Consider the following 20460-nt stretch of genomic DNA (forward strand, 5'->3'; position numbering starts at 1 on the left):
TCGCCTCAGCCTGCCTTGCGCAGGTTCTTCGCTCCGGGCACCACGCGCAACAGCTGCGCGGGCATCCGGTCCACGACCTGCTCCGTGAAGCAGGCGAAGATGCGGAAGAGGACTGGGAGCAGCACCAGCGTCAGCGCGCACGCGGAGAGGGTTCCGGACACGATGACGATGGCCAGCGCCTCCGCGTAGACGCGCGCCTCGCGCGTCATGCGGGACTGGAACTCCGAGCGGGCCGTGGCGACGTCGCTTCGGTAGGAGAGCAGCGGCCCCGCGACGGCGACCGCGCCCAGCAACACGAGGCCCGCGACGACGGAGCGCACGAACTGCCGCTCCGCGTGGGCGAGCCCCGGCCGCCCCGAGGTCGGGGCCGGCGTTTCAGGCACTGAGCTTGGTGGCGGCACCCGCGCCCTGGGACAGCTTGTCGGTGAGGTACTGCCCGGAGAAGCACGCGGTGCAGTAGGTGCTCCGCTTCGGGTCCTCCACCGCGGTGCCCAGGCCCTCCAGCGACAGGTAGCCCAGGGAGTCCGCCGTCACGTACGTGGCGATCTCCTCCGTGGTGTGGCTGGCGGCGATGAGCTCCGTGCGGCTGGGCGTGTCGATGCCATAGTAGCAGGGCCACTGCGTGGGCGGCGACGAGATGCGCAGGTGCACCTCCACGGCGCCCGCGGCCTTGAGCATCTTCACGATCTTCCGGCTGGTGGTGCCGCGCACGATGGAGTCATCCACCACCACCACGCGCTTGCCCTTGAGCACCTGGCGCACGGCGGACAGCTTCAGCTTCACGCCGAAGTGGCGGATGGACTGCTGCGGTTCAATGAACGTGCGGCCCACGTAGTGGCTGCGGATGAGGCCCACGTCGTAGGGGATGCCGCTCGCCTGCGAGAAGCCGATGGCCGCGGGCACGCCGGAGTCCGGCACCGCGATGACCAGGTCCGCCTCCGCGGGCTGCTCGCGCGCCAGCTGCATGCCCAGGCGCTTGCGCACCTCGTACACGCTGCTGCCGAAGAGCACCGAGTCCGGCTTGGCGAAGTAGACGTGCTCGAAGATGCAGCGGCCCAGCCGCGCGGCGGGCTTGAAGGGCATGCTGGTGCGCAGCACGCCGTTCTCGATGACGACCAGCTCGCCGGGCTCCAGCTCGCGGACGATCTCCGCTTCGATGAGATCCAACGCCGTCGTCTCGCTGGCGAGCACGTACGCGCCTTCCTTCATCTTGCCCAGCACCAGCGGCCGGAAGCCGTTGGGGTCGCGCACCGCGATGAGCTTGTCCTCGGTGAGCAGGAGGATGCTGTACGCGCCCTCCACCCGGCGCAGCGCTTCCACCAGGCGCGCCTCGAAGGTGGGCTGCTTGGAGCGGGCGAGGAGGTGCATCACCACCTCCGTGTCCGCGTCCGACTGGAACAGCGCGCCCTCCGACTCCAGCTCCGCCTTGAGCTCCGTCGCGTTCACCAGGTTGCCGTTGTGCGCGATGGAGAACTGGCCGCCCGCGTAGTTCACGAACAGGGGCTGGGCGTTCTTGATGCCGCTGCCGCCCGCCGTGCTGTAGCGCACGTGGCCGATGGCCGCCTTGCCGGGGAGTCCTTCAATCACCGGCGCGGTGAAGATGTCCGCCACCAGGCCCATCTGCCGGTGCGCGCGCAGGGTGTGCCCGTCGGACGCGACGATGCCCGCGGACTCCTGTCCGCGGTGCTGCAGGGCGTGCAACCCCAGGTACGTCAGGTTGGACGCCTCTCCGTGACCCACGATTCCGAAGATGCCGCACATGGCGCGCTGCCTTACCCCTTTCGACCTCGAAGCGGAACAGGAACGCACGCCTCGAAGGTGGGTATTCCACCCTCGGCCGACGTCGGCCCTTGTAGGCCAGGCAAGGCGCCGTCGCCTGAAAGGTAGGAGCCGCCCGGGAGCGCCGAGGGGGTACGCTGCCCCCGGCATGTCCTCTTCCCGGCGCTCCTTCCTCCGCTCCTTGCTGCCCTTCGCCTTGTTAACGGCCGGGGCCGCCTACGCGCTTGCCTCCTGGAACTGGTGTGGGCCGTGGGAGGAACGCACGCCCGAGGTGCTGTCACAGGTGCGTGGCGAAGGCCCCCTGCGCGCGGGCGCGGCGAAGGTGGCCCTCTCCCCGCCCTTCCCGGTGGTGGTGGCGGGCTACGCCCCGCCCCGGTCCGAGGCGAGCCAGGCGGAGCTCCCCCTCCAGGCGAGGGCCCTGGTGCTGGAGGCCGGCGGCGCGCGCGTGGGCGTGGTGTCGCTGGAGCTGCTCTTCGTGACCCCGGAAATCACGGCGGGGGTGCGCGAGCGCGCCGCGAAGGCGGGGGTGAAGGAGGTGCTGGTGGTGGCCACGCACACGCACTCCTCCTTTGGAGGTTACGACGCGCGGTGGGTGGCGCAGCTGTCCGGCACGGGGCGCTACCAGGAGTCGTCCGTGAACGCGGCGGTGGCGGGCGCGGGCGAGGCGCTGGAGAAGGCCGCCGCCTCCCTGCGGGACGTGACGCTGGAGGTGGCCAGCGCGGCGGACGCGGGGCTCGTCTATTCCCGCTCCGGGGGGGATGCGCCGGACGGCCAGCTCACGCGGGCGGTGCTGCGCGGGGCGCAGGGGCCCGTGGCGGAGGTGCTGGTGTTCGCCGGGCACGCCACGCTCATTCCCCGGCAGCGGTCGTTCGTGGATCCCGACTTCCCGGGCCGGCTGAGCGCGCTGCGCGAGGAGGCGGGCCATGGCGTCTCGCTGTTCGTGCAGGGCAGCGAGGGCAACGCGTCCGTGGCCTTCAACGAGGGGCAGGGCCCCGAGCGCGCCCTGGGCTTCGCGCGCAAGCTGTCCGCGCTGGCGGATGGCGCGGTCCCCGCGTCCGAGCCGGGTCCGGTGCGGCTGGCGTTCGCGCGCGTGCAGACGGCGCTGCCCCGGCCGGACTCGTCCCGGCTGGTGCCCGCCTTCACCCGCGCCGCGGGGGACAACTTCCTGTGCGCTTCGTCGCCCCGCGAGGCGGAGGTGGACGCGCTGGCGCTGGGGCCGCTGGAGCTGCTGTCCATCCCGGGAGAGCCCACCGTGGCGGCGGGCAGGGCGCTGGCGGACGCGTCCGGCGCCACGCACGTGCTGGGGCTCGCCAATGGCTACGTGGGCTACCTGGACACGCCGGAGCAGGTGCGCGCGGGGCAGGGGGAGTCCCGGCGCCAGTACTTCGGCCCGGCCCTGCTGGAGCGTTTGGGGGCCGCCGCTCGGGTCGCCTCCGGCGCGGTGGGCTTTTCCTCCGATGCCGTAGGCAGCAAGTAGACGAGGCGAAGGCCCGGCCGCCTGCCTGCCCTGGGGACCTGCTTGGGTCCGCACTGTCGCTGGAGGAGGGCCCGCTGCCTACCTTGGTCCTCGGATCGGCTTCAGAGACACAGGGGGCACGGGATGAGGTGGGCAGGCGGACGTCGCAGCTCGAACATCGAGGACCGGCGGGGTGGGGGTTTTGGCCGGCCGCTGGCGGTGGGCGGTGGCGCCGCGTCACTGGTGGTGGCCCTGCTGGTGATGCTGCTGGGCGGTGACCCGTCCGACGTGCAGATTGGCACGCGCGGCTCTCCGTATTCGCAGCCGGGCACGGGCGGCTCCGGGAACGTGGACCCCCAGGAGGAGCAGCTGAAGGACTTCGCCTCCGTGGTGCTCGCGGACACCGAGGACACCTGGCCCGGTCTGCTGGAGCCCCAGGGCATCCGCTATGTGCAGCCGCACATGGTGCTCTTCTCCGGCGCGGTGCAGTCCGCGTGCGGCGCGCAGGAGAGCGCGGTGGGGCCGTTCTACTGCCCGGGCGACCAGAAGGTGTACCTGGACCTGAGCTTCTTCGACGAACTGGAGAGCCGCTTCGGCGCGCCCGGTGACTTCGGCCGCGCGTACGTCATCGCGCACGAGGTGGGGCACCACGTGCAGAACCTGATGGGCGTCTCCCGCAAGGTGCAGTCGCTGCGAAACCGCGTGAGCGAGGAGCAGGCCAACCAGCTGTCCGTGATGACGGAGCTCCAGGCGGACTGCTTCGCCGGCATCTGGGCCCACCACGCGCAGAAGGCGCGCAACATCCTGGAGCAGGGCGACGTGGAGGAGGGCCTGGGCGCCGCCAGCGCCGTGGGCGACGACACCCTCCAGAAGCGCGCCCGGGGCCACGTCGTCCCCGAGTCCTTCACCCACGGCTCCGCCGCGCAGCGCATGACCTGGTTCAAGCGCGGCCTGGAGCAGGGGACGCTGGAGGCGTGCGACACCTTCAACGCCGGCCGGTAGGTGCCCCGGGCATCGGCATGCGCTGCTGCTGCGTGCCGATGAGCGGCTGCTGAAGCTGGTACGTCCCGTTGAGCGGCTGCTGCAGTTGGTACGAACCGTTGAGTGGCTGCCGCAGCTGGTACGTCCCGATGAGCGGCTGCTGGAGCTGGTACGAACCGACGAGCGGCTGCTGCAGCTGGTACGTGCCGTTGAGCGGCTGCTCCAGTTGATACGAACCGGCGAGCGGCTGCTGGAAGCCGCTCTCCGCGGGTGGCTGATACCAGTAATTGTTCCAGAAGGTGCTGTCGCCGGATTCGCTTGTCAGTGATTGCCGGTCATCCAGGTTCTGCGAGTCATTGCCCTGGGGGGCATCCATCGCTTCGTCCTGCTGCGCCAGGACCGTGACCGGACCGGACGCGAGCGCCACCACCAGGGTCACCAGGGGGCCCGTGCGCATGGGAGTCTCCTTCCTCGGGCCGCGGGAGAGGGAAACGGACGCCACGGCCTCCTTCTCAAGATGACCGCGCGGGTCGGCTCCGGCGAGCACGGCGCACGGCGTCCATGCCTGCCCGGGCGCCATTCATGGGGCCGTGCGTCATTCGCCTTCCGAACACATTGCGAACGATAGGCTTACCGCCTGCGCGTGCTTTTTCCTGCGTGGCCAAAGGGGCGCTGCGTCAAAATACAAACGTGAAACTTGTACTTGTCGTCCGTGTGTCTTTGCTCCGAGCATGCCGCCTTCCCGCTGCTTCGCGGGTCGCGGGCGCTTCCCCGTGGCCCATGCGGAGCGGCTTCGCGGAGGAACGACATGCCCCGTTTGCAGTGGACACGCGCTACGTGCGCGACCCTTCTGGCCCTGGTGGGGGCCCTCTCGTTGACCGCCTGCTCGGATGACGAAGACAACAAGCCGGACCCGGGCGGCCCGAAGGTGGACGCGGGGACGGACGCGGGCACGGAGACGGACGCCGGCACCGACGCGGGCCCCACCGTGGACACGGGCATCCCCTGGGACGGCGGCAGCGCGGGCGACTTCTCCTGCGAGGGCAAGACCCAGACGACGTTGAACTTCGCGCCGGGCCAGGAGGAGGCGCTCCAGGACCAGGTGAACACGCTGGTGGAGTGCACCACCATCACCCTGGCGCCGGGCACGTACACCTTCGACAACGCCATCACCATCCGCCAGAACGGCATCACGCTGGTGGGCGCGGGCAAGGGCGCGAAGGGCGAGGGCACGGGCGGCGCGCAGAGCACGGTGCTGGTGTTCACCAACGCCGCGGCGAACTCCAACGGCCTGGACGTGGTGGGCAACCGCTTCACGGTGAGCGACCTGGCGGTGTGGAACGCGAAGAAGGACGCCATCCGCGTGGAGTCCTCCACGGACGTGGTGATGCGCCGCGTGCGCACCGAGTGGGAGAAGGCCGACAATGAGAAGAACGGCAAGTACGGCCTGTACCCGGTGAAGTCCAAGTACGTCCTCATCGAGGACTGCGAGGCGTACAACGCCGCGGACGCGGGCATCTACGTGGGCCAGACGCAGTACGCCGTCGTGCGCAACAGCGTGGCGAAGCAGAACGTGGCGGGCATCGAGATCGAGAACACCCAGTACGCCTACGTGCTGGGCAACACGGCCCAGGACAACACCACGGGCCTGGTGGTGTTCGACCTGCCGGGCAACCCCATCCGGGGCTCCGACATCCGGGTGAAGAACAACATCATCACCGGCAACAACCGGAACAACTTCGCGTCCGTCGCGGCCAGCAGCAGCACGGTGTCGCAGGTGCCGGCGGGCACGGGCACGTTCATGCTGGCGTCGCGCCGCGTGGAGCTGACGGGCAACACCTGGGGCAACAACAACACGGTGGACGTGGCGGTGCTGAGCGGCCTCACCATCGAGCCCAACCCGGCGCTGTGGGCGGCGGGCGGCCTCAACTTCGCGAGCGCGGACGTCTACGTCCACGGCAACACCTTCCAGGGTGGCAGCGGCGACAGCGTGGACAACGGCAACCTGAGCCCGCAGCTGCGGCCGCTGGGCGCGGCCCTGGCGGCGCTCTATGCCTACGGCGAGACGAAGGGCTCGCTGGGCGTGGAGCACCTGGTGTGGGACGGCGTGGACCCCTACGGCCATGAGCGCACGCAGGTGAACCCCATCAACATCTGCTTCGTCGAGAACACGCTGCCCTCGGGCACCGGCAACGTCATCGCGGACCTGGACCTGGTGGCGGCGGGGGCGCTCGTGGCCAAGGGCAACTTCGCGGGCGGGTGGGCCCTCACGCGGCACTACCCGGCCGACAAGGCGGAGTTCAACTGCGCGGGCTTCACCCCCGCGCTGACGATTGGCGACAACATCCAGCCGTAACAGCGGTCAGGGAGCGTGACACCCATGTGGACGCCGTTCGTGAACCCCCGTCTTCCCGTGGTGCTGCTGGCGCTGTCGCTGGCGGCCTGCGGTTCCTCCGACCCGGAGAATCCCGGGCGCACACCCGACTCGGGGACTCCCGTGTCGGATGCCGGAACGGGGGACGCGGGGGGGTGCGACTTCGACAACATGGATGGAGGCAGCCTGGATGCCTCGGTGCCCATCCCCAATGCGCTGTCGGGCTTCGGGCTGTTCACCGGAAGCCCGGCGGACGGGGGGCTGGTGCCGGTGGAGGGCAACGTGCCCTACACCCTGTCCACGCCGCTGTTCTCCGACTACGCGGTCAAGTCACGCACCCTCTACATCCCCCCTGGCAGGGTGGCGCACTACGAGCCCGTGGCCGCGCTGGACCTGCCGGTGGGGACGCTCATCACGAAGACGTTCGCCTTCCCGGCGGACCTGCGAAAGCCGGACCAGGACGTGCGGGTCATCGAGACGCGCGTCCTGGTGCACCAGCCCTCCGGCTGGGAGGCTTGGCCGTACGTCTGGAACCCGGAGCAGACGGAGGCCACGCTTGCCACCGGTGGACGATCTCGCGACGTGACGTTCGTCGACCTGGAGGGGAGCACCCATGCGTTCAAGTACTCGGTGCCCTCCAAGAATCAGTGCCAGCAGTGTCACCACCTGGTGGATGACGCGGGCGCGCAGGTGATGCACCCCATTGGCGTGAAGGCGCGCTACCTGCACCGCACGAACACCTACGACGGCGTGGAGCGCGACCAGCTGGAACATCTGGCCGCGCTCTGCAAGCTGGACGGGCTGCCCGCTCCGGCGCAGCTGCCCAAGGCGCCGGACGCGTTCGACACCCAGGCGGCGAGCCTGGACACGCGGGCGCGCACGTACCTGGACATCAACTGCGCGCATTGCCACAACCCGAAGGGCACGGCGGGCATCACCAGCCAGCTGTTCCTCAACTTCGACAACGCCAGCGTGTTCAGCCTGGGCGAGTGCAAGCGCCCCGGCTCCGCGGGCGCGGGCGTGGGCGGCGAGTTCGACATCGTCCCCGGCAACCACGCGGAGTCCATCCTCTGGTACCGGATGCACACGGAGGAGTCCGGCAAGATGATGCCGCAGATTGGCCGCACGATTCACCATGCGGAGGGCTCGCAACTCATCGCGGACTGGATCGACTCCATGCCCGCCAAGACCTGCAAGTAGCGCTCAGGCGGCCGGCGACGGGGGCGGGGGTTCCTCCTCCAGCCCCACGTTGCTGGACGCGCGGTTGTAGACGGCCAGGTCCAACAGGCCCTCCTCGCGCGCCACCAGCACGGGCACCAGCATCTGCCCGGTGACGTTGGTGAGGGTGCGCATCATGTCCAGCACCCGGTCGATGGCGAGCAGGTAGCCCAGCCCCTCCAGGGGCAGCCCCGCGGCGCTGAGGACGACGGTGGTCATCACCACCGCCGTGCCGGGCACGCCCGCGGTGCCGAAGCTGCCCAGCACGGACGCCAGCAGGATGATGAAGAGCTGCGGCGCGGACAGCGTCAGGCCGAAATACTGGGCGATGAAGAGCGACGTCATGGCCGGGTAGATGGCGCCGCAGCCGTCCATCTTGATGGTGGCGCCCAGCGGCACCGCGAACGCCGCGTAGTCGCGGTTGACGCCCAGGTTGTGGGTGACGCTGCGCAGGGCCACCGGCATGGACGCGAAGCTGGAGGAGCTGACGAACGCCACCTGCATGCCCGGCGCGGCGCCCCGGAAGAAGCGCAGCGGGTTGAGGCCGTGCGCGGCCAACAGGCCCCCGTACACGAAGACGACGTGCACCGCGCACGCGAGGTACAGCGTGAGGACGAAGGTGCCCAGGGGGAGCAGGCGCTCGAAGCCGTAGGTGCCCACCAGCGCGGCGATGAGACCGAAGGTGCCCAGCGGCGTCAGCTCCAGCACGAAGCGGGTGACTTGAATCATGGCCTCGCTGGCCTCGCCCACGAGCTTACGCAGCCGCTCCGTGCGCTCCCCCAGCTTCACCAGCGCGAAGCCCAAGAGGCCCGCGAAGAAGATGACCTGGAGCATCTTGCCTTCGGACAGCGCGGCGAACGGGTTGGTGGGCACCACGTCCAGGAGCACCTGCACCGGGCCGGGCACCTGGCGGGGCTTGTAGTCCGTGGCCGCCTGGAGCGTGCCCACGCCCACGCCCGGCTTCGTGAGGGCGGCGGTGCCCAGGCCCACGCCCACCGCCAGCGCGGCGGTGACGGCGAACCAGAGGAAGGTGCGGCCCCCCAGCGCGGCCATGCTCTTCTGCCCGCGCAGCGCGGACACCGCGTGGATGACGGCGAAGAACACCAGCGGCGTGGCGATCATCCGGATGAGCTGGACGTAGAGCGTGCCCAGCGGCTGGAGCCACACACCGGCGCGGTCTCCCAGCGCCCACCCGGCGAGCGCGCCCAGCACGAAGGCGCCCAGCACGCGCTGCCAGAAGGGAATGCGGAACCAGCGGGCCCAGAGCTTCATCGCGCGACACCTCTTGCGGCGGTGGACCGGCGGAACCTAACTCCCTCGCGGGTCCGGCGCCGCGTTCCTCATCCGGGGGACGCCCCACATCATTGCGGCGGGTTTCCCGCCCCCCTAGGCTCCTGCCTGCTTTTCCCCCCAATCCCAAGCCAGGAGTGCTCCCGTGAAATTCACGAGCAAGGACGTGTCGAAGCTGCTGGAGGAAGTGAGCGGGTCCGAGGACCTGATGGCCCACGCCTGCGCGACGTCGTACCTCAACGGGCAGCACTACACCTGGAATGGCACGCAGTGGGTGGGCACCTACTACCCGCAGCTCAAGTACCCCGTGGGCGAGGACTCCAGCGGCTCCTGCTAGGGAAGGTCCCGAGGCCCTGCCCCCATGAAGGTCGCCATCGTGGACAGTGGTGTGTCGGTGGGCTTCCTTCGCGGGGAGGGGCTGTCGCTTTCCGGAGCCGCGAGCTTCACGGTGGACCGGGAGGCGCGGCGCCTGGAGTCCCGCGTCTATTCGCGTGAGGAGCTGGCGGCCTGGCGCGACGGCGCCTGTGCGTTGGACGACCTGGAGGACGCGCACGGCCACGGCACCGCGGTGCTGAGCATCCTGGCGGAGCAGGGCCGCCGTCCCGGTGTCGACGTGGAGTGGTACGTCGCGCGCGTGCTGGACGGGCGGATGCGCGGGGACTCGCTGTGCCTGCTGGAAGCGCTGGAGTGGCTGACGCAGGACGTGCGGCCGGACGTCATCAACCTGAGCCTGGGCACCGTGGGCCGCGCCTTCGAGGCGCCCCTCACCGCGCTCCTGGAGCGCGCGGTGGAGCAGGGCAGCCTGGTGCTCTGCGCGGCGGGCCCCGTGTCCGGGCTGCCGTCCGGGCTGCCGTCGGTGGTGACGGTGGCGGACGCGGCCATGGCCCACGCGCTGAGGAAGGGCGACATCGTGGACCACGTCGAGGCCGCGGCCACGGTGCGGCTGTACGCGGACGGCGCCTTCCACGAGCGCCCCCTCACCAGCAGCTACGCCTGCGCGCTGGCGGCGGCGCGGGTGCTGCGCGAGGGCTGTCCTCCCGGATGGCGGCACGTCACCGCGTCGCGGCGGACGCGGTGACGTTCACCTTCCGGTGAAGCCTCAGGCCGGGACGCGGGTGTTGTCCTTGCGGTCCCAGTGACGGTGCCGCGCGAGCGCCGCGGAGAACGCGGTGGCCAGCGCGGTGCCCGCGCCCGCCTTGGAGCCCGCGACGACGCCGGGCGCGGCCGGGTCGATTTCACAGGCCTTGAGCAGGTCCTCCGCGTCCTTGGACGCGCCCACCGTCTTGCAGTGCAGGTAGGCCTCCTGCACGAAGTGGCGCGACTCGCCGTCCTTCTTCAGCGTGGCCACGCTCGCGGCGCCGCCGGGGATGAAGACGCCGTCGTACTCCACGGAGGCGGTGGTCATAGCGCTCTTGTCCACCGGCACGTCCTTGCCGTTGGCGGCCTTCACCGTGCCCAGGCGCTTGGCGATGATCTTCACCTTCGCGCCCTGCGCCTCCAGCTCCTTGCGCACCGCCATCAGCTCATCCGCGTCCACGCCGTCCGCGACGAGCACGCCAATCTTCCGCGTCTTGATGGACGGCGGCGTGGTCATCTTCATCGCCTCGATGCTCAGCGCCTTGGACGCGGGCGGGCCCTTGGGCGTCACGGGCGTGGCCTTGGGCGCGGGCAGGCCCAGCCCTTCCGCCACGGCGGACACCAGCAGGGCGTCAATCTTCGCGAAGTGCTCCAGCACGCGCTCCTGGATGGCCTTCGTCTCCACCTTGCCCAGCTCGAAGCGGCACGCGTCGATGAGGTGCTCCTGCTCCGGCCCGGACAGGCTGCGGAAGAAGAGCGCGGCCTGGCTGTAGTGGTCGTTGAAGGAGGCGGCGCGCTCGCGGATCTTCTGTCCGCTCACGGGCTCCGGGTGGTGCACGAAGCCGCCCTGCTTCTGGGACGCGAGGAACGGGCAGCCGCCGCCCAGCGAGTTGGGGAAGTAGTTGGCGCGGCCCACGTTGCTCGTCTGGCGGTGGAAGCCGTCCTGCTGGTGGTTGTGCACCGGCGCCACCGGGCGGTTGATGGGGATCTCCGCGAAGTTCGGCCCGCCCAGGCGCGTCAGCTGCGTGTCCAGGTACGAGAAGAGCCGCGCCTGCATCAGCGGATCATCCGTGAAGTCGATGCCCGGCACGATGTTGGACACGCAGAAGGCGACCTGCTCCGTCTCCGCGAAGAAGTTGGTGGGGTTGCGGTTGAGCGTCATCTTGCCCACCGGATGCACCGGGGCGATCTCCTCCGGGATGAGCTTGGTCGCGTCCAGCAGGTCCACGCCCAGCGCCTGCGCGTCCTTCTCCTCCAGGATTTGAACGCCCAGCTCGTACTCGGGGAAGTCCCCCTGCTCGATGGCTTCGAAGAGGTCGCGGCGGTGGAAGTCCGGGTCCTTGCCCGCGAGCTTCTGCGCTTCGTCCCAGACGAGCGAGTGCGTGCCGAGCAGCGGCTTCCAGTGGAACTTCACGAAGCGCGAGGTGTTCTTCTCATCCACGAAGCGGAAGGTGTGGACGCCGAAGCCCTGCATCATCCGGAAGCTGCGCGGGATGGCGCGGTCGGACATGATCCACATGATCATGTGCATGGTTTCCGGGACGAGCGACACGAAGTCCCAGAACGAGTCATGCGCCGTCTGCGCCTGGGGAATCTCGTGGTGGGGCTCCGGCTTGGCGGCGTGGACGACGTCGGGGAACTTGATGCCGTCCTGGATGAAGAAGACGGGGATGTTGTTGCCCACCAGGTCGAAGTTGCCCTCCTCCGTGTAGAACTTCACCGCGAAGCCGCGCACGTCGCGCACGGTGTCCGCGGAGCCACGCGAGCCCGCGACGGTGGAGAAGCGCACGAACACGGGCGTCTTCTTGGACGGGTCCTGGAGGAACTTCGCGCGGGTGTACTTCGCCTGGGATTCGTAGGGCTGGAAGTAGCCGTGGGCGGCCGAGCCGCGCGCGTGCACGACGCGCTCGGGGATCCGCTCGTGGTCGAAGCGGGTCAGCTTCTCGCGGAGGTGGAAGTCCTCCAGCAGCGTGGGGCCGCGAGCGCCAATCTTGAGCGAGTCGTCGGTGTGCTCGACGCGGATGCCCTGGTCCGTGGTGAGGAAGTTGCCCGTGGGCTCCGAGCGGTTCCTCGCGAGCTGCTGGTCCTTGCTGTTCTCGTCGACCTGAACCGCGTCCGGATGCTTCTGTGAGGTCACCGCGCTGCCTCCTTCAAGGGGGCGTGCAGGGTGCCGGACGCGGCGGAGGCCGCACGTCTTGTGTCCCGGGTGTGGGTGGTGCCGGACGCAAGACGGCGGCTGTGTCCGGTGGCGTTCGTTCGCGACGTTGGCCAGCGAGCGTCAGGCGTCCTTCGCCAGGCGCACCAGCATCTTGCCGGTGTTGTCCCCGCGCAGCAGGCCGATGAAGGCGTCGGGGGCCTTGTCCAGGCCGTCCACGACGGTGGCGACGTCCTGGACCTTGCCCTCGCGCAGCCACTGGCCCATGTCGCGCAGGAAGTCCGCGCGGCGGGCGGCGTGGTCGCCGACGATGAAGCCCTGGAGGGTGAGGCGCTTGCCCACGGCGAGGAACAGGTTGCGCGGGCCGGGCGTGGGGGCGGTGGCGTTGTACACGGAGATGGCGCCGCACAGGACGATGCGGCCGTGGTTCTTCATCAGGCCGATGGCGGCCTCCAGGTGGTCGCCGCCGACGTTGTCGAAGTAGACGTCGATGCCTTCCGGGCAGGCCTTGGCCAGGGACTCGGCGATGGGGGTGGTTTTGTAGTCGAGGGCGGCGTCGAACTTCAGGTCGTCGCGCAGGTGCTTCACCTTCGCCTCCGAGCCGACGCTGCCCACGACGCGGCAGCCCTGGATGCGGGCAATCTGGCCCACGACGCCGCCCACGGCGCCCGCGGCGGCGGACACGAAGACGGTGTCACCGGCCTTGGGCTTGCCGAGGTCGAGCAGGCCCACGTACGCGGTCATGCCCGGCATGCCGAGCACGCCGAGGTACGCGGAGAGGGGGCCCACGGAGGGGTCGGCCTTCTGGTAGTGCTTCGCGGGGGCGACGGCGTAGTCGCGCCAGCCGCCGGTGCCGCCGACGACGAAGTCGCCTTCCTTGAAGTCAGGCGAGCGCGAGCGGAGGACCTGGCCCACGCTGCCTCCGTCGAGGGCTTCGCCCAGCTTGAAGGGCGGGACGTAGGACTTCGCGTCGTTCATGCGGCCGCGCATGTACGGATCCACGGACATGAAGTGGTTGCGCACGAGGACCTGGCCCTCGGCGGGTTCCGGGACGGAGACGGTGACGGTCTCGAAGTTGTCCGGAGTGGGTTCACCGTGCGGGCGGGACTTCAGGCGGATTTCACGTCCCTGGAGCGGCGTGGCCATGAGGGGGCCTTTCGTGAAGGTAGAGGAGATCGCGGGCCTTCTAACCGCCGCGTGGGGGCGCGGCAGGGAATTCAAGTGAGATGCGTAAGGTAGGGCGCAGGACGTGTGCCCTGCCATGTCGGACGGGCGTGCTAGCTCGTGCCGTCATGGATAGAGTGGTGGGCGGCGAGGATTGGGGAGACGCGATGGGAAAGAAGCCCGCGACCTATGCGGACCTGGAGGCGCTTCCCGACCATGTCGTGGGGGAGATCGTCGCGGGGGAGCTGTATGCGAGCCCTCGGCCGACAATGCGGCATGGCACGGTGACCCACCGTTTGGGGGGCGAACTCCTGGGGCCCTTCGAGCGGGGACGGGGTGGTCCCGGCGGATGGTTCCTCATGGAGGAGCCGGAGCTGCACTTGGGAGAGGACGTCCTGGTTCCGGATGTCGCGGGATGGCTGTTGGAACGGATGCCTGATGTTCCAGAAACAGCTGCGACGTCTCTCGCGCCGGACTGGGTCTGCGAGGTGCTGTCGCCGTCCACCCGGAAGCTGGATCGAGAAGCGAAGATGCCGGTGTACGCGCGCGAGGGTGTACGGCATGTCTGGTTGATGGATCCGCGCACGAGCACGTTGGAGGTGTTCGGCCTGCGGGACGGCCGGTACGAAGTGCTGCTCACGCATGTCGGGGATGCTCCCGTGCGCGCGGCGCCCTTCGACGCGGTGGAATTGGACCTCGCGTTCATCTGGGGCCGCAGGGCAAGCTGACGGAGCCGTTCGGTTCCTGTTGCTGGTTCACGGAAGGCGGCCGGCCAAGCACGGATTCTGGTGCACGGGGGCTCATTGCGCGGGAGGCTTGCGCGCATGCCGCTGTCTCCGTTCTCGCTCCTCATCGCGCTGGGTGCCGTGCTCGGGCACCTGTACCTGTTCCGGCGGCTGGTGTGGAACCTCACGTCCCGCCGTGGGATCCGGCTCGTCGCCGCGCTCGTGCTGGGCTTCATGACGCTGGTGCTGATTGCCCGGCGGTATCTGCAGCGCACGCTCCCGGAGGCCCCTGGCGACGTCGTGGAGCTGGTGTCCTATTCGTGGATGGGCGTGGCGCTGTGCCTGGTGCTCGCGCTCGCGGGGCTCGACTTGGGTCGGGCCGTGCTCGCCCTGGGTCGCCGGCTCCGGCCTGCCCCCGCCGTGGATGTCGAGCGCCGCCGCTTCCTGTCCCAGGCCACCGCCGGTGGGGCGCTCGCCCTGGGGGGCGGCCTGGCGGGCTATGGGAGCTGGCGCGCGTTCACCGCTCCAGAAGTCACCGAAGTGGTGATCCGCATTCCGAAGCTGCCCCGCTCACTGGATGGCTTCACCATCGTGCAGCTCACCGACCTGCACGTGGGCCCCTTCATCCAGCGGCGCTTCATGGACGAACTGGTGCGCCGGGCCAATGCGCTCAAGCCGGACCTGGTCGCCATCACCGGCGACCTCGTGGACGGCACCGTGCCCCGGCTGGGCGGCTTCGTCGCGGCGCTCGGCAACCTCCATGCCCGCCATGGCAGCTTCTTCGTCACCGGCAACCATGACTATTCGTCCGGCGCGGAGGCGTGGGTGGCCCACCTGGGCTCGCTGGGCATCCCGTCCCTTCGCAACCGGCACGTGCGCATTGGCGACGCGGGCGGCGCGTTCGACCTGGTGGGCGTGGATGACTGGCACGGCGGCCGGCGCCTGGGACAGAAGGGCTATGACCTGGACCTGGCGCTCACGGGCCGTGACCCCGAACGCGCGGCGGTGCTGCTCGCGCACCAGCCCGCCAACTTCAAGGTGGCCGCGGAGCAGGGCGTGGACCTTCAAATCTCCGGGCACACCCACGGCGGCCAGCTCTTCCCCATGACGGCGCTCATCGGGCTGAGCTGGGAGCACTCCGCCGGCCACTACCGGCACGCCGATTCCCACATCTACGTCAGCCGGGGCTGCGGCTTCTGGGGGCCACCCATGCGGTTGGGCAGCCCCCCGGAGCTGGTCAAGCTGGTGCTGACTTCGTGAGGAACGCGTCCAGCGCGGCGTTCACCGCGTCCGGATGGTCCAGCTGGATCCAATGGCCAGCGCCCTCCACCACCTGGTGCGCCACGCCTTCGCCCAGCCGGTGGACGCTGCTCGGCGTGTCGTTGTCCGGAGCGACGAGGGAGAACTTCGGCCCCGGGTAGCGCGCGAGCGCCGCCGCCAGGTCGAAGCGCAGGCTGGAGCGCTGCACGGCCGTCACCGCGGACAGCGGCGTCGCGTCCAGGTCCGCCAGCAGCCGCTCGCGCACGTCCGCGCGCGGCCCCGCCATCTGCGCCCAGTCCTGCCGCACCGCCTGCGCCACGTCCGGCGCGTCCAGCGAGGCGAGGTACGCGTTCACCTGCTCCTCGGGGTAGTGGCGATGGTCCGTCATCGGATCCACCAGGAACAGGCCCGCCACCTGGCGCGGATTCTCCCCCGCGTACGCCAGCGCCACGCCCCCGCTGATGCTGTGCCCCACCAGCACGAAGCGGCGCAGCCCCAGCGCCCGCACGACGGCGGAGATGTCCCCGGCGAGCGACTCCAGCGTGTAGTCCTCCGGCTCCGGAACGGTGGAGCCGCCGTGGCCCCGCAGCTCCAGCGCGATGCCCCGGCGGCCCTGGCGGGCCAGGTGCTCCAGCTGCGCCTGCCAGTGGGACGCGTTGCCCGCGAGCCCGTGCACGAAGACCACCGGCAGCGACTTCCCGCCCCCACCCGTGTCCACCAGCCGCAGGTCTCCCGCGGGCCCCGCCACGCGGAAGTCGTCGAAGCGGACGCGCTCGGGCTCGAAGGCCTGGCCCTGCGCGAAGGGGACCTCGTAGTGGGTGACGTGCAGGTCCCGGTCGATGAGGTAGCGGTCGTCCTCCGGGAAGAAGATGGCGCGCTCCGGCGTGTCCCCCGCGAAGCGCTTCACCGCGTCCATGGACTCCCACAGCGTGACGAGCAGGAACTCCGCGCGCCCGTCCGCCACCTTGCGCAGGCAGTACGCGGCCAGGTTGCCCGGCGTGCGCCGGTAGTGCGTGAGGCCTGTCTGGTGGAGATAGGCGAGGTAGGCGTCGGCGTCCTCCGCCTTCGTCACTCCGCGCCAGGTGCGTGCGAGCATTCCAGGTTCCTCGTGCCGGCAAAAAGGGATGGAGCCGCGCATGTAGCGCGCCCGGTGGGAGGACGGCCATTCCCCCGGTGTCCCGGGTGTGCGCGGACGACACTTGGCTTGGGGCCGGGCCTCACCGACGATGCCCGCACACGTGGACACGAACCCCGACGCACCGATTCCCGAGGCAGCCCCCCGGCGTGAGCGCCCAGGCTGGCGCTGGGTGCTCGGGGGCCTGTCGCTGGTGCTGCCCGCGCTCTTCTTCTTCCGGGCCACGTTCACGAGCGACGTCTTCCTCGCGGGCGACACGCTGCGGGCCTTCTACCCGATGCGCGCCTACTGGGCCGAGCGCGTGTCCCAGGGCGGGTTCCCCGACTGGTTCCCCTACGACGGCTTCGGGCAGTCGTTCCCCGCCATCTTCATCTCCGGTGTGTTCCACCCCACGGCGCTCCTGCACCTGGTGCTGCCCCTGGGCGTGGCGGTGAAGCTCACCGTGCTCGTGTGCTTCCCCGTGGCGTTCCTGGGCACGGTGGCGCTGCTGCGCGAGTGGGGCGTCCCCCGCGCGGGCGCGCTGTTCGGGGCGCTGACGTTCACCTTCAGCGGCTACCTGGTCTGCATCACGAACAACCCCACGTACCTGCTGGCCGCGAGCACCGTCCCCGCCGCGCTGTGGGGCGTGCTGCGCTTCGTGCGGCGTCCGTCGGCGGCCCGGCTGGCGGTGGGCGGTGGTCTGTTGGCCCTGGTCGCGTTCGGCGGGGATGCGCAGGCGTTCGCCGTCACCCAGGCGCTGGGCGTGCTGGTGGCGCTGACAGAGCCCGTGACGGCGCCGGGCACATGGGGCCGGCGCGTGGGGGCGTGTCTGTTGCTGGTGGCCACCGGCGGCCTGCTGGCCGCGCCCCAGCTGCTTCCCGCCGCGGCGCTGGTGATGACGGGCGAGCCCGGGGCCCGGTCGCTGGCGGAGGCGCAGGACTTCTCGCTGCACCCGCTGCGGGTGGGGGAGCTGCTGCTGGGCCCGTTCCTGACGGATCCGGTGGGCGTCCGCGGCATCCCGGAGCTCGCCGTGCGCAAGCTCATCCGCACGGGGGCCTTCACGCGCGCGTGGGTGGACTCGCTCTACGTGGGCACGCCCGCGTTCGTGCTGGCGCTGGCGGGCGTGGGGGCTTCGTGGCGGCAGCGGCGCACCTGGGTGTTCGTGGGCGCGTGGCTGCTGCTGCTGGCGCTGATGCTGGGCTCGCTGCTGCCCGTGTACGGCTGGGTGTATCAACTGCTGCCGCCGTGGCGGCCCTTCCGCTACCCGGAGAAGCTGGGGTCCTTCCTGGTGCTGGGGCTCGCGGTGGGCGCGGCCCTGGGCTGGCGGCGGTGTCTGGGGCCCGGAGGAAATCCTCGCGCGGTCATCGTCGCGGGCATGGCGGTGGCGGCCTTCTGCGCGGCGGTCGTGCTGGGCGAGTCGGTGGGCGGGCTGTGGACGCGGGGCTACGTGCTGCCGCACTGGCCGGATGCGCCCGCCGCGGCCATCGAGGGCCTGTCCGGCAATGTGGTGCGCATGGGGGGCCTGGCCACGGGGCTGGCGCTCCTGTGCGCGGTCCTGGCGTGGCGGCCCAGGCTGGCGGCGGGGCTGGTGGTGATTCAGTGGGCCGCGCTCTCCTGGGAGAACGGTCCGCTCTACCAGGTGTCACCGGCGGAGATCCTGGAGACGCCGCCTCCGCTCGTGGAGCGGATCCGCGCGGCCTCGGCTCCGGACGAGCCCGTGCGGGTGAACCTGATGGTGAAGGGCTACGGGGCGCCCCCCTTGAAGGGCTACGAGTTCAAGGACCGGCTGAGCCTGGGGCAGGTGGCGGTGCTCGCGCCGGACACGTCGGTGTTCTGGGGCATCGAGAGCGCGGCCAGCTACCTGCCGGGGCGCAGCCCGCGCCTGGGCCGGTTGATGAACGACCCCCGGCGCTGGGCCTTCGAGCTGGCGCCCCGCCTGTCCACGCCCTTCACGGTGACGCGCACGCGGGAGCTCACCGGGGGACCGCCTCCGGGGACGCGGGTGGTGGCGGTGGATCCGCTCTTCGAGGCGACGCTGCTGGGGCACCCCGATGCGCCCGCACGGGTCCACCTGGCCCGGCCGGAGTGCGTGGCGACGGCCGATGACGCCGTGAAGCGGATGACCGCGCCCGAGCCCGCGGCGCCCGGGACCGCCATCGTGGAGTGTCCGGAGCCGCTGCCGGTGGAGGCCGCGTCCGGCACGGGCGGCGTGCGCGTGACTCGTGAGTCGCCGGAGCACTTCACGGTGGACGTGGAGGCCGCCGCGCCCTCCGTCCTGGTGATCAACGATGCGTACCAGCCCGGCTGGACCGCGACGCTGGATGGCGCGCCCGTGCCCATCCTCGCCGCCAACGTGGCGGTGCGCGCGGTGCCGGTGCCGGCGGGACGGCACTCGGTGGTGATGCGCTACCGGACGCCGGGGCTGGTTCCCGGCGTGGCGCTGGGCCTGCTTACGCTGGGCGCGCTGGGCGCGGCGATGGTCGTGTCAGCGCGGCGCGGGCGTCGCGGTGCTCGTGGCGCTGAACGCGGGCGGTGAGGCGGTCATCGGTCCGACGGCGTAGGTGCCGTCGTAGCCGTCCGGATCCTCCGCCTTCTTCTGGAGCGTGATGCCCGTGGCGCCTGCTTCGCCACGGCTTCGCAGCGGATGCTGACCACAGGTGTCCGCCGTCATTCCCCGGCAGACCCACGCGGAGCCCCCGGCGTTCACCACGTCGAGCGACACCAGCCCGGGCTCCGCTTCGAGCAGCCGGTGCGTCATGAACTGGAGCTTTTCGTCCCAGGGCGCGCCCACGTCGCGGCGCGCGTGCAGGTTGCCCACGAGCACGATGAAGGTGTCCCCGCGCGCCTCGCTCCTGGCCTGACGCAGCCAGGTGGCCATCGTGTCGTCGCGGTCCTTGCCGCCCGCGTCGAAGGCCACCACCCGCACCGGCAGGCCCGCGCGCGTCCACTCGCGCACGCGCTCCAGCAGGTGGCGCATGGCCTCGCTGGTGCGGCCGTCCTGCGCCTCGCGGCGCCAGAAGGCGCTGTCGGGCGGCCCCTCGGATTCACCCGCGACGAACGCATCGAGGCGCGCCTGCTCCTCCAAGGGGAGCTCCAACGCCAGCCGCACCGGCTGTCCCGCCGCCGCCGCGTGACACGCCAGCCGCGCCGCGAAGTCCGGCGCCTCCCGCGTGCCGTGGATCTCCCCCAGGACGACGAAGGCCGCGGGCTTGAGCACCGCCTCCATGCCGGGAATCACCGGGCCACAGTCCGCCTTCGCGGGTGGAACCGGGGCCTCTCTCGCCGTCCGGCATCCGGCCAGCAGACAGGTGGCCAACAACAGGGACCTCGGGGAAGGGCGCATGGGCTGGGAGCCTCCAGGGCGGAAACAGGAAGCCCCAGTGTCTCCCAAGCCCAGGCCCCTGGAAACACGACGGCCCGCCCCGGGAGACGGAGCGGGCCGGATGCGAGGGGGGCGGGACTTTGTCAGGCCGTGGGGACGACGACGCTGGCGCTCGTCTGGCGCTGGGACGCCATGAGCGCCGAGCGCTGCAACCACCCGGCGAGCCCCAGCATCGCGAGCCCCGAGGTGCGCAGCGTGCGCAGGAGCTCCACCGCCTCCGCGGGGTTGCCGGGCAGCAGCGGCGCCAGCCACTCGCGCGCGTCGTAGAAGAGCCACACCGCGCCGGACATGCCCATGGCCCACCACACCCAGGCCAGCCGCCCGCCGCGCAGCATGTACGCGACGCGCAGCAGGGGGGCGACGAGCAGGATGGTCGTCATGTCCGCCAGCGTGGACGCCAGCGCGATGACCGCCGTGCACGTGGCCGCGAAGCCCTGGCCCAGGTGGCCCACCGCCTTGACGAGCGCCAGCTGACGCGCGTCCTG

Annotated in this window: 17 protein-coding genes and 1 pseudogene; 9 read left to right on the forward strand and 9 right to left on the reverse strand. The window is 70.9% G+C overall.

What is annotated here, in order from left to right:
- Positions 1 to 5: 5 nt before the first annotated feature.
- Together D7X96_RS41160 and purF are read right to left on the reverse strand one after the other, a co-directional pair.
- Complete coding sequence (locus tag D7X96_RS41160; RefSeq protein WP_233609952.1) at positions 6 to 320, reverse strand: efflux RND transporter permease subunit; 315 nt, start codon at positions 318 to 320, stop codon at positions 6 to 8.
- A gap of 55 nt (positions 321 to 375) precedes the next feature.
- Positions 376 to 1761, reverse strand: coding sequence for an amidophosphoribosyltransferase (gene purF, locus D7X96_RS27825; RefSeq protein ID WP_120550408.1), 1386 nt, complete (start codon positions 1759 to 1761; stop codon positions 376 to 378).
- 166 nt (positions 1762 to 1927) lie between these two features.
- Between purF and D7X96_RS27830 the strand changes: the two genes are divergently transcribed.
- Together D7X96_RS27830 and ypfJ are read left to right on the forward strand one after the other, a co-directional pair.
- Positions 1928 to 3256, forward strand: a complete 1329-nt coding sequence (locus D7X96_RS27830; protein WP_121771136.1) for a neutral/alkaline non-lysosomal ceramidase N-terminal domain-containing protein — start codon at positions 1928 to 1930, stop codon at positions 3254 to 3256.
- A 123-nt stretch (positions 3257 to 3379) separates the two neighbouring features.
- On the forward strand, positions 3380 to 4237 hold the full coding sequence (gene ypfJ / locus D7X96_RS27835; protein ID WP_121771137.1) for a KPN_02809 family neutral zinc metallopeptidase: 858 nt from the start codon (positions 3380 to 3382) through the stop codon (positions 4235 to 4237).
- Here the strand turns inward: ypfJ and D7X96_RS27840 are convergent.
- Positions 4221 to 4673 (reverse strand): hypothetical protein, encoded by a 453-nt coding sequence (locus tag D7X96_RS27840; protein WP_121771138.1) that lies wholly within the window; start codon positions 4671 to 4673, stop codon positions 4221 to 4223. The genes ypfJ and D7X96_RS27840 overlap by 17 nt on opposite strands.
- 351 nt (positions 4674 to 5024) lie before the next feature.
- Between D7X96_RS27840 and D7X96_RS27845 the strand changes: the two genes are divergently transcribed.
- Positions 5025 to 6572: a parallel beta-helix domain-containing protein gene (locus D7X96_RS27845; RefSeq protein ID WP_121771139.1), complete on the forward strand. Its 1548-nt coding sequence runs from the start codon at positions 5025 to 5027 to the stop codon at positions 6570 to 6572.
- 39 nt (positions 6573 to 6611) lie between these two features.
- On the forward strand, positions 6612 to 7790 hold the full coding sequence (locus D7X96_RS27850) for an SO2930 family diheme c-type cytochrome (protein ID WP_244219748.1): 1179 nt from the start codon (positions 6612 to 6614) through the stop codon (positions 7788 to 7790).
- A gap of 3 nt (positions 7791 to 7793) precedes the next feature.
- Here D7X96_RS27850 and D7X96_RS27855 read toward each other — a convergent pair whose 3' ends face one another.
- On the reverse strand, positions 7794 to 9080 hold the full coding sequence (locus tag D7X96_RS27855) for a dicarboxylate/amino acid:cation symporter (protein ID WP_120550402.1): 1287 nt from the start codon (positions 9078 to 9080) through the stop codon (positions 7794 to 7796).
- 163 nt (positions 9081 to 9243) lie between these two features.
- On the opposite strand from D7X96_RS27855, the gene D7X96_RS27860 reads away from it, so the two are divergent.
- Entirely contained in the window at positions 9244 to 9435 is a 192-nt protein-coding gene (locus D7X96_RS27860) for a hypothetical protein (RefSeq protein ID WP_120550401.1), read from the forward strand.
- Positions 9436 to 9459: 24 nt separating this feature from the next.
- The gene (locus D7X96_RS27865; RefSeq protein WP_121771141.1) at positions 9460 to 10176 is read left to right on the forward strand and encodes a S8/S53 family peptidase; all 717 of its coding nucleotides are present in this window, start codon (positions 9460 to 9462) and stop codon (positions 10174 to 10176) included.
- Positions 10177 to 10197: 21 nt separating this feature from the next.
- Here the strand turns inward: D7X96_RS27865 and D7X96_RS27870 are convergent, their stop codons facing one another.
- On the reverse strand, positions 10198 to 12312 hold the full coding sequence (locus D7X96_RS27870; RefSeq protein WP_121771142.1) for a catalase: 2115 nt from the start codon (positions 12310 to 12312) through the stop codon (positions 10198 to 10200).
- Positions 12313 to 12453: 141 nt separating this feature from the next.
- Complete coding sequence (locus D7X96_RS27875) at positions 12454 to 13476, reverse strand: NADP-dependent oxidoreductase (RefSeq protein WP_121771143.1); 1023 nt, start codon at positions 13474 to 13476, stop codon at positions 12454 to 12456.
- Positions 13477 to 13661: 185 nt separating this feature from the next.
- On the opposite strand from D7X96_RS27875, the gene D7X96_RS27880 reads away from it, so the two are divergent.
- Both D7X96_RS27880 and D7X96_RS27885 read left to right on the forward strand, forming a co-directional pair.
- The gene (locus D7X96_RS27880) at positions 13662 to 14222 is read left to right on the forward strand and encodes a Uma2 family endonuclease (protein WP_120550425.1); all 561 of its coding nucleotides are present in this window, start codon (positions 13662 to 13664) and stop codon (positions 14220 to 14222) included.
- 96 nt (positions 14223 to 14318) lie between these two features.
- Positions 14319 to 15479, forward strand: coding sequence for a metallophosphoesterase (locus D7X96_RS27885; RefSeq protein WP_120550397.1), 1161 nt, complete (start codon positions 14319 to 14321; stop codon positions 15477 to 15479).
- Here D7X96_RS27885 and D7X96_RS27890 read toward each other — a convergent pair.
- Complete coding sequence (locus D7X96_RS27890; RefSeq protein ID WP_244219749.1) at positions 15457 to 16575, reverse strand: alpha/beta fold hydrolase; 1119 nt, start codon at positions 16573 to 16575, stop codon at positions 15457 to 15459. The two genes, D7X96_RS27885 and D7X96_RS27890, sit on opposite strands and share 23 nt — an antisense overlap.
- Positions 16576 to 16717: 142 nt before the next feature.
- Here D7X96_RS27890 and D7X96_RS27900 point away from each other — a divergent pair, with 142 nt between their 5' ends.
- Positions 16718 to 19129: a YfhO family protein gene (locus D7X96_RS27900; protein ID WP_147468411.1), complete on the forward strand. Its 2412-nt coding sequence runs from the start codon at positions 16718 to 16720 to the stop codon at positions 19127 to 19129.
- On the opposite strand, the gene D7X96_RS27905 is transcribed toward D7X96_RS27900, so the two are convergent.
- Both D7X96_RS27905 and D7X96_RS27910 read right to left on the reverse strand, forming a co-directional pair.
- Positions 19079 to 19936 carry a TraB/GumN family protein gene (locus D7X96_RS27905; protein ID WP_147442844.1) on the reverse strand — a complete coding sequence of 286 codons (858 nt, stop codon included), beginning with the start codon at positions 19934 to 19936 and terminating at the stop codon, positions 19079 to 19081. The genes D7X96_RS27900 and D7X96_RS27905 overlap by 51 nt on opposite strands.
- 122 nt (positions 19937 to 20058) lie before the next feature.
- Positions 20059 to 20460, reverse strand: a pseudogene (locus D7X96_RS27910) (hypothetical protein); the annotation flags it as partial.

Origin of the sequence: Corallococcus interemptor (genome assembly GCF_003668875.1) — a bacterium.
GTDB lineage: Bacteria > Myxococcota > Myxococcia > Myxococcales > Myxococcaceae > Corallococcus > Corallococcus interemptor.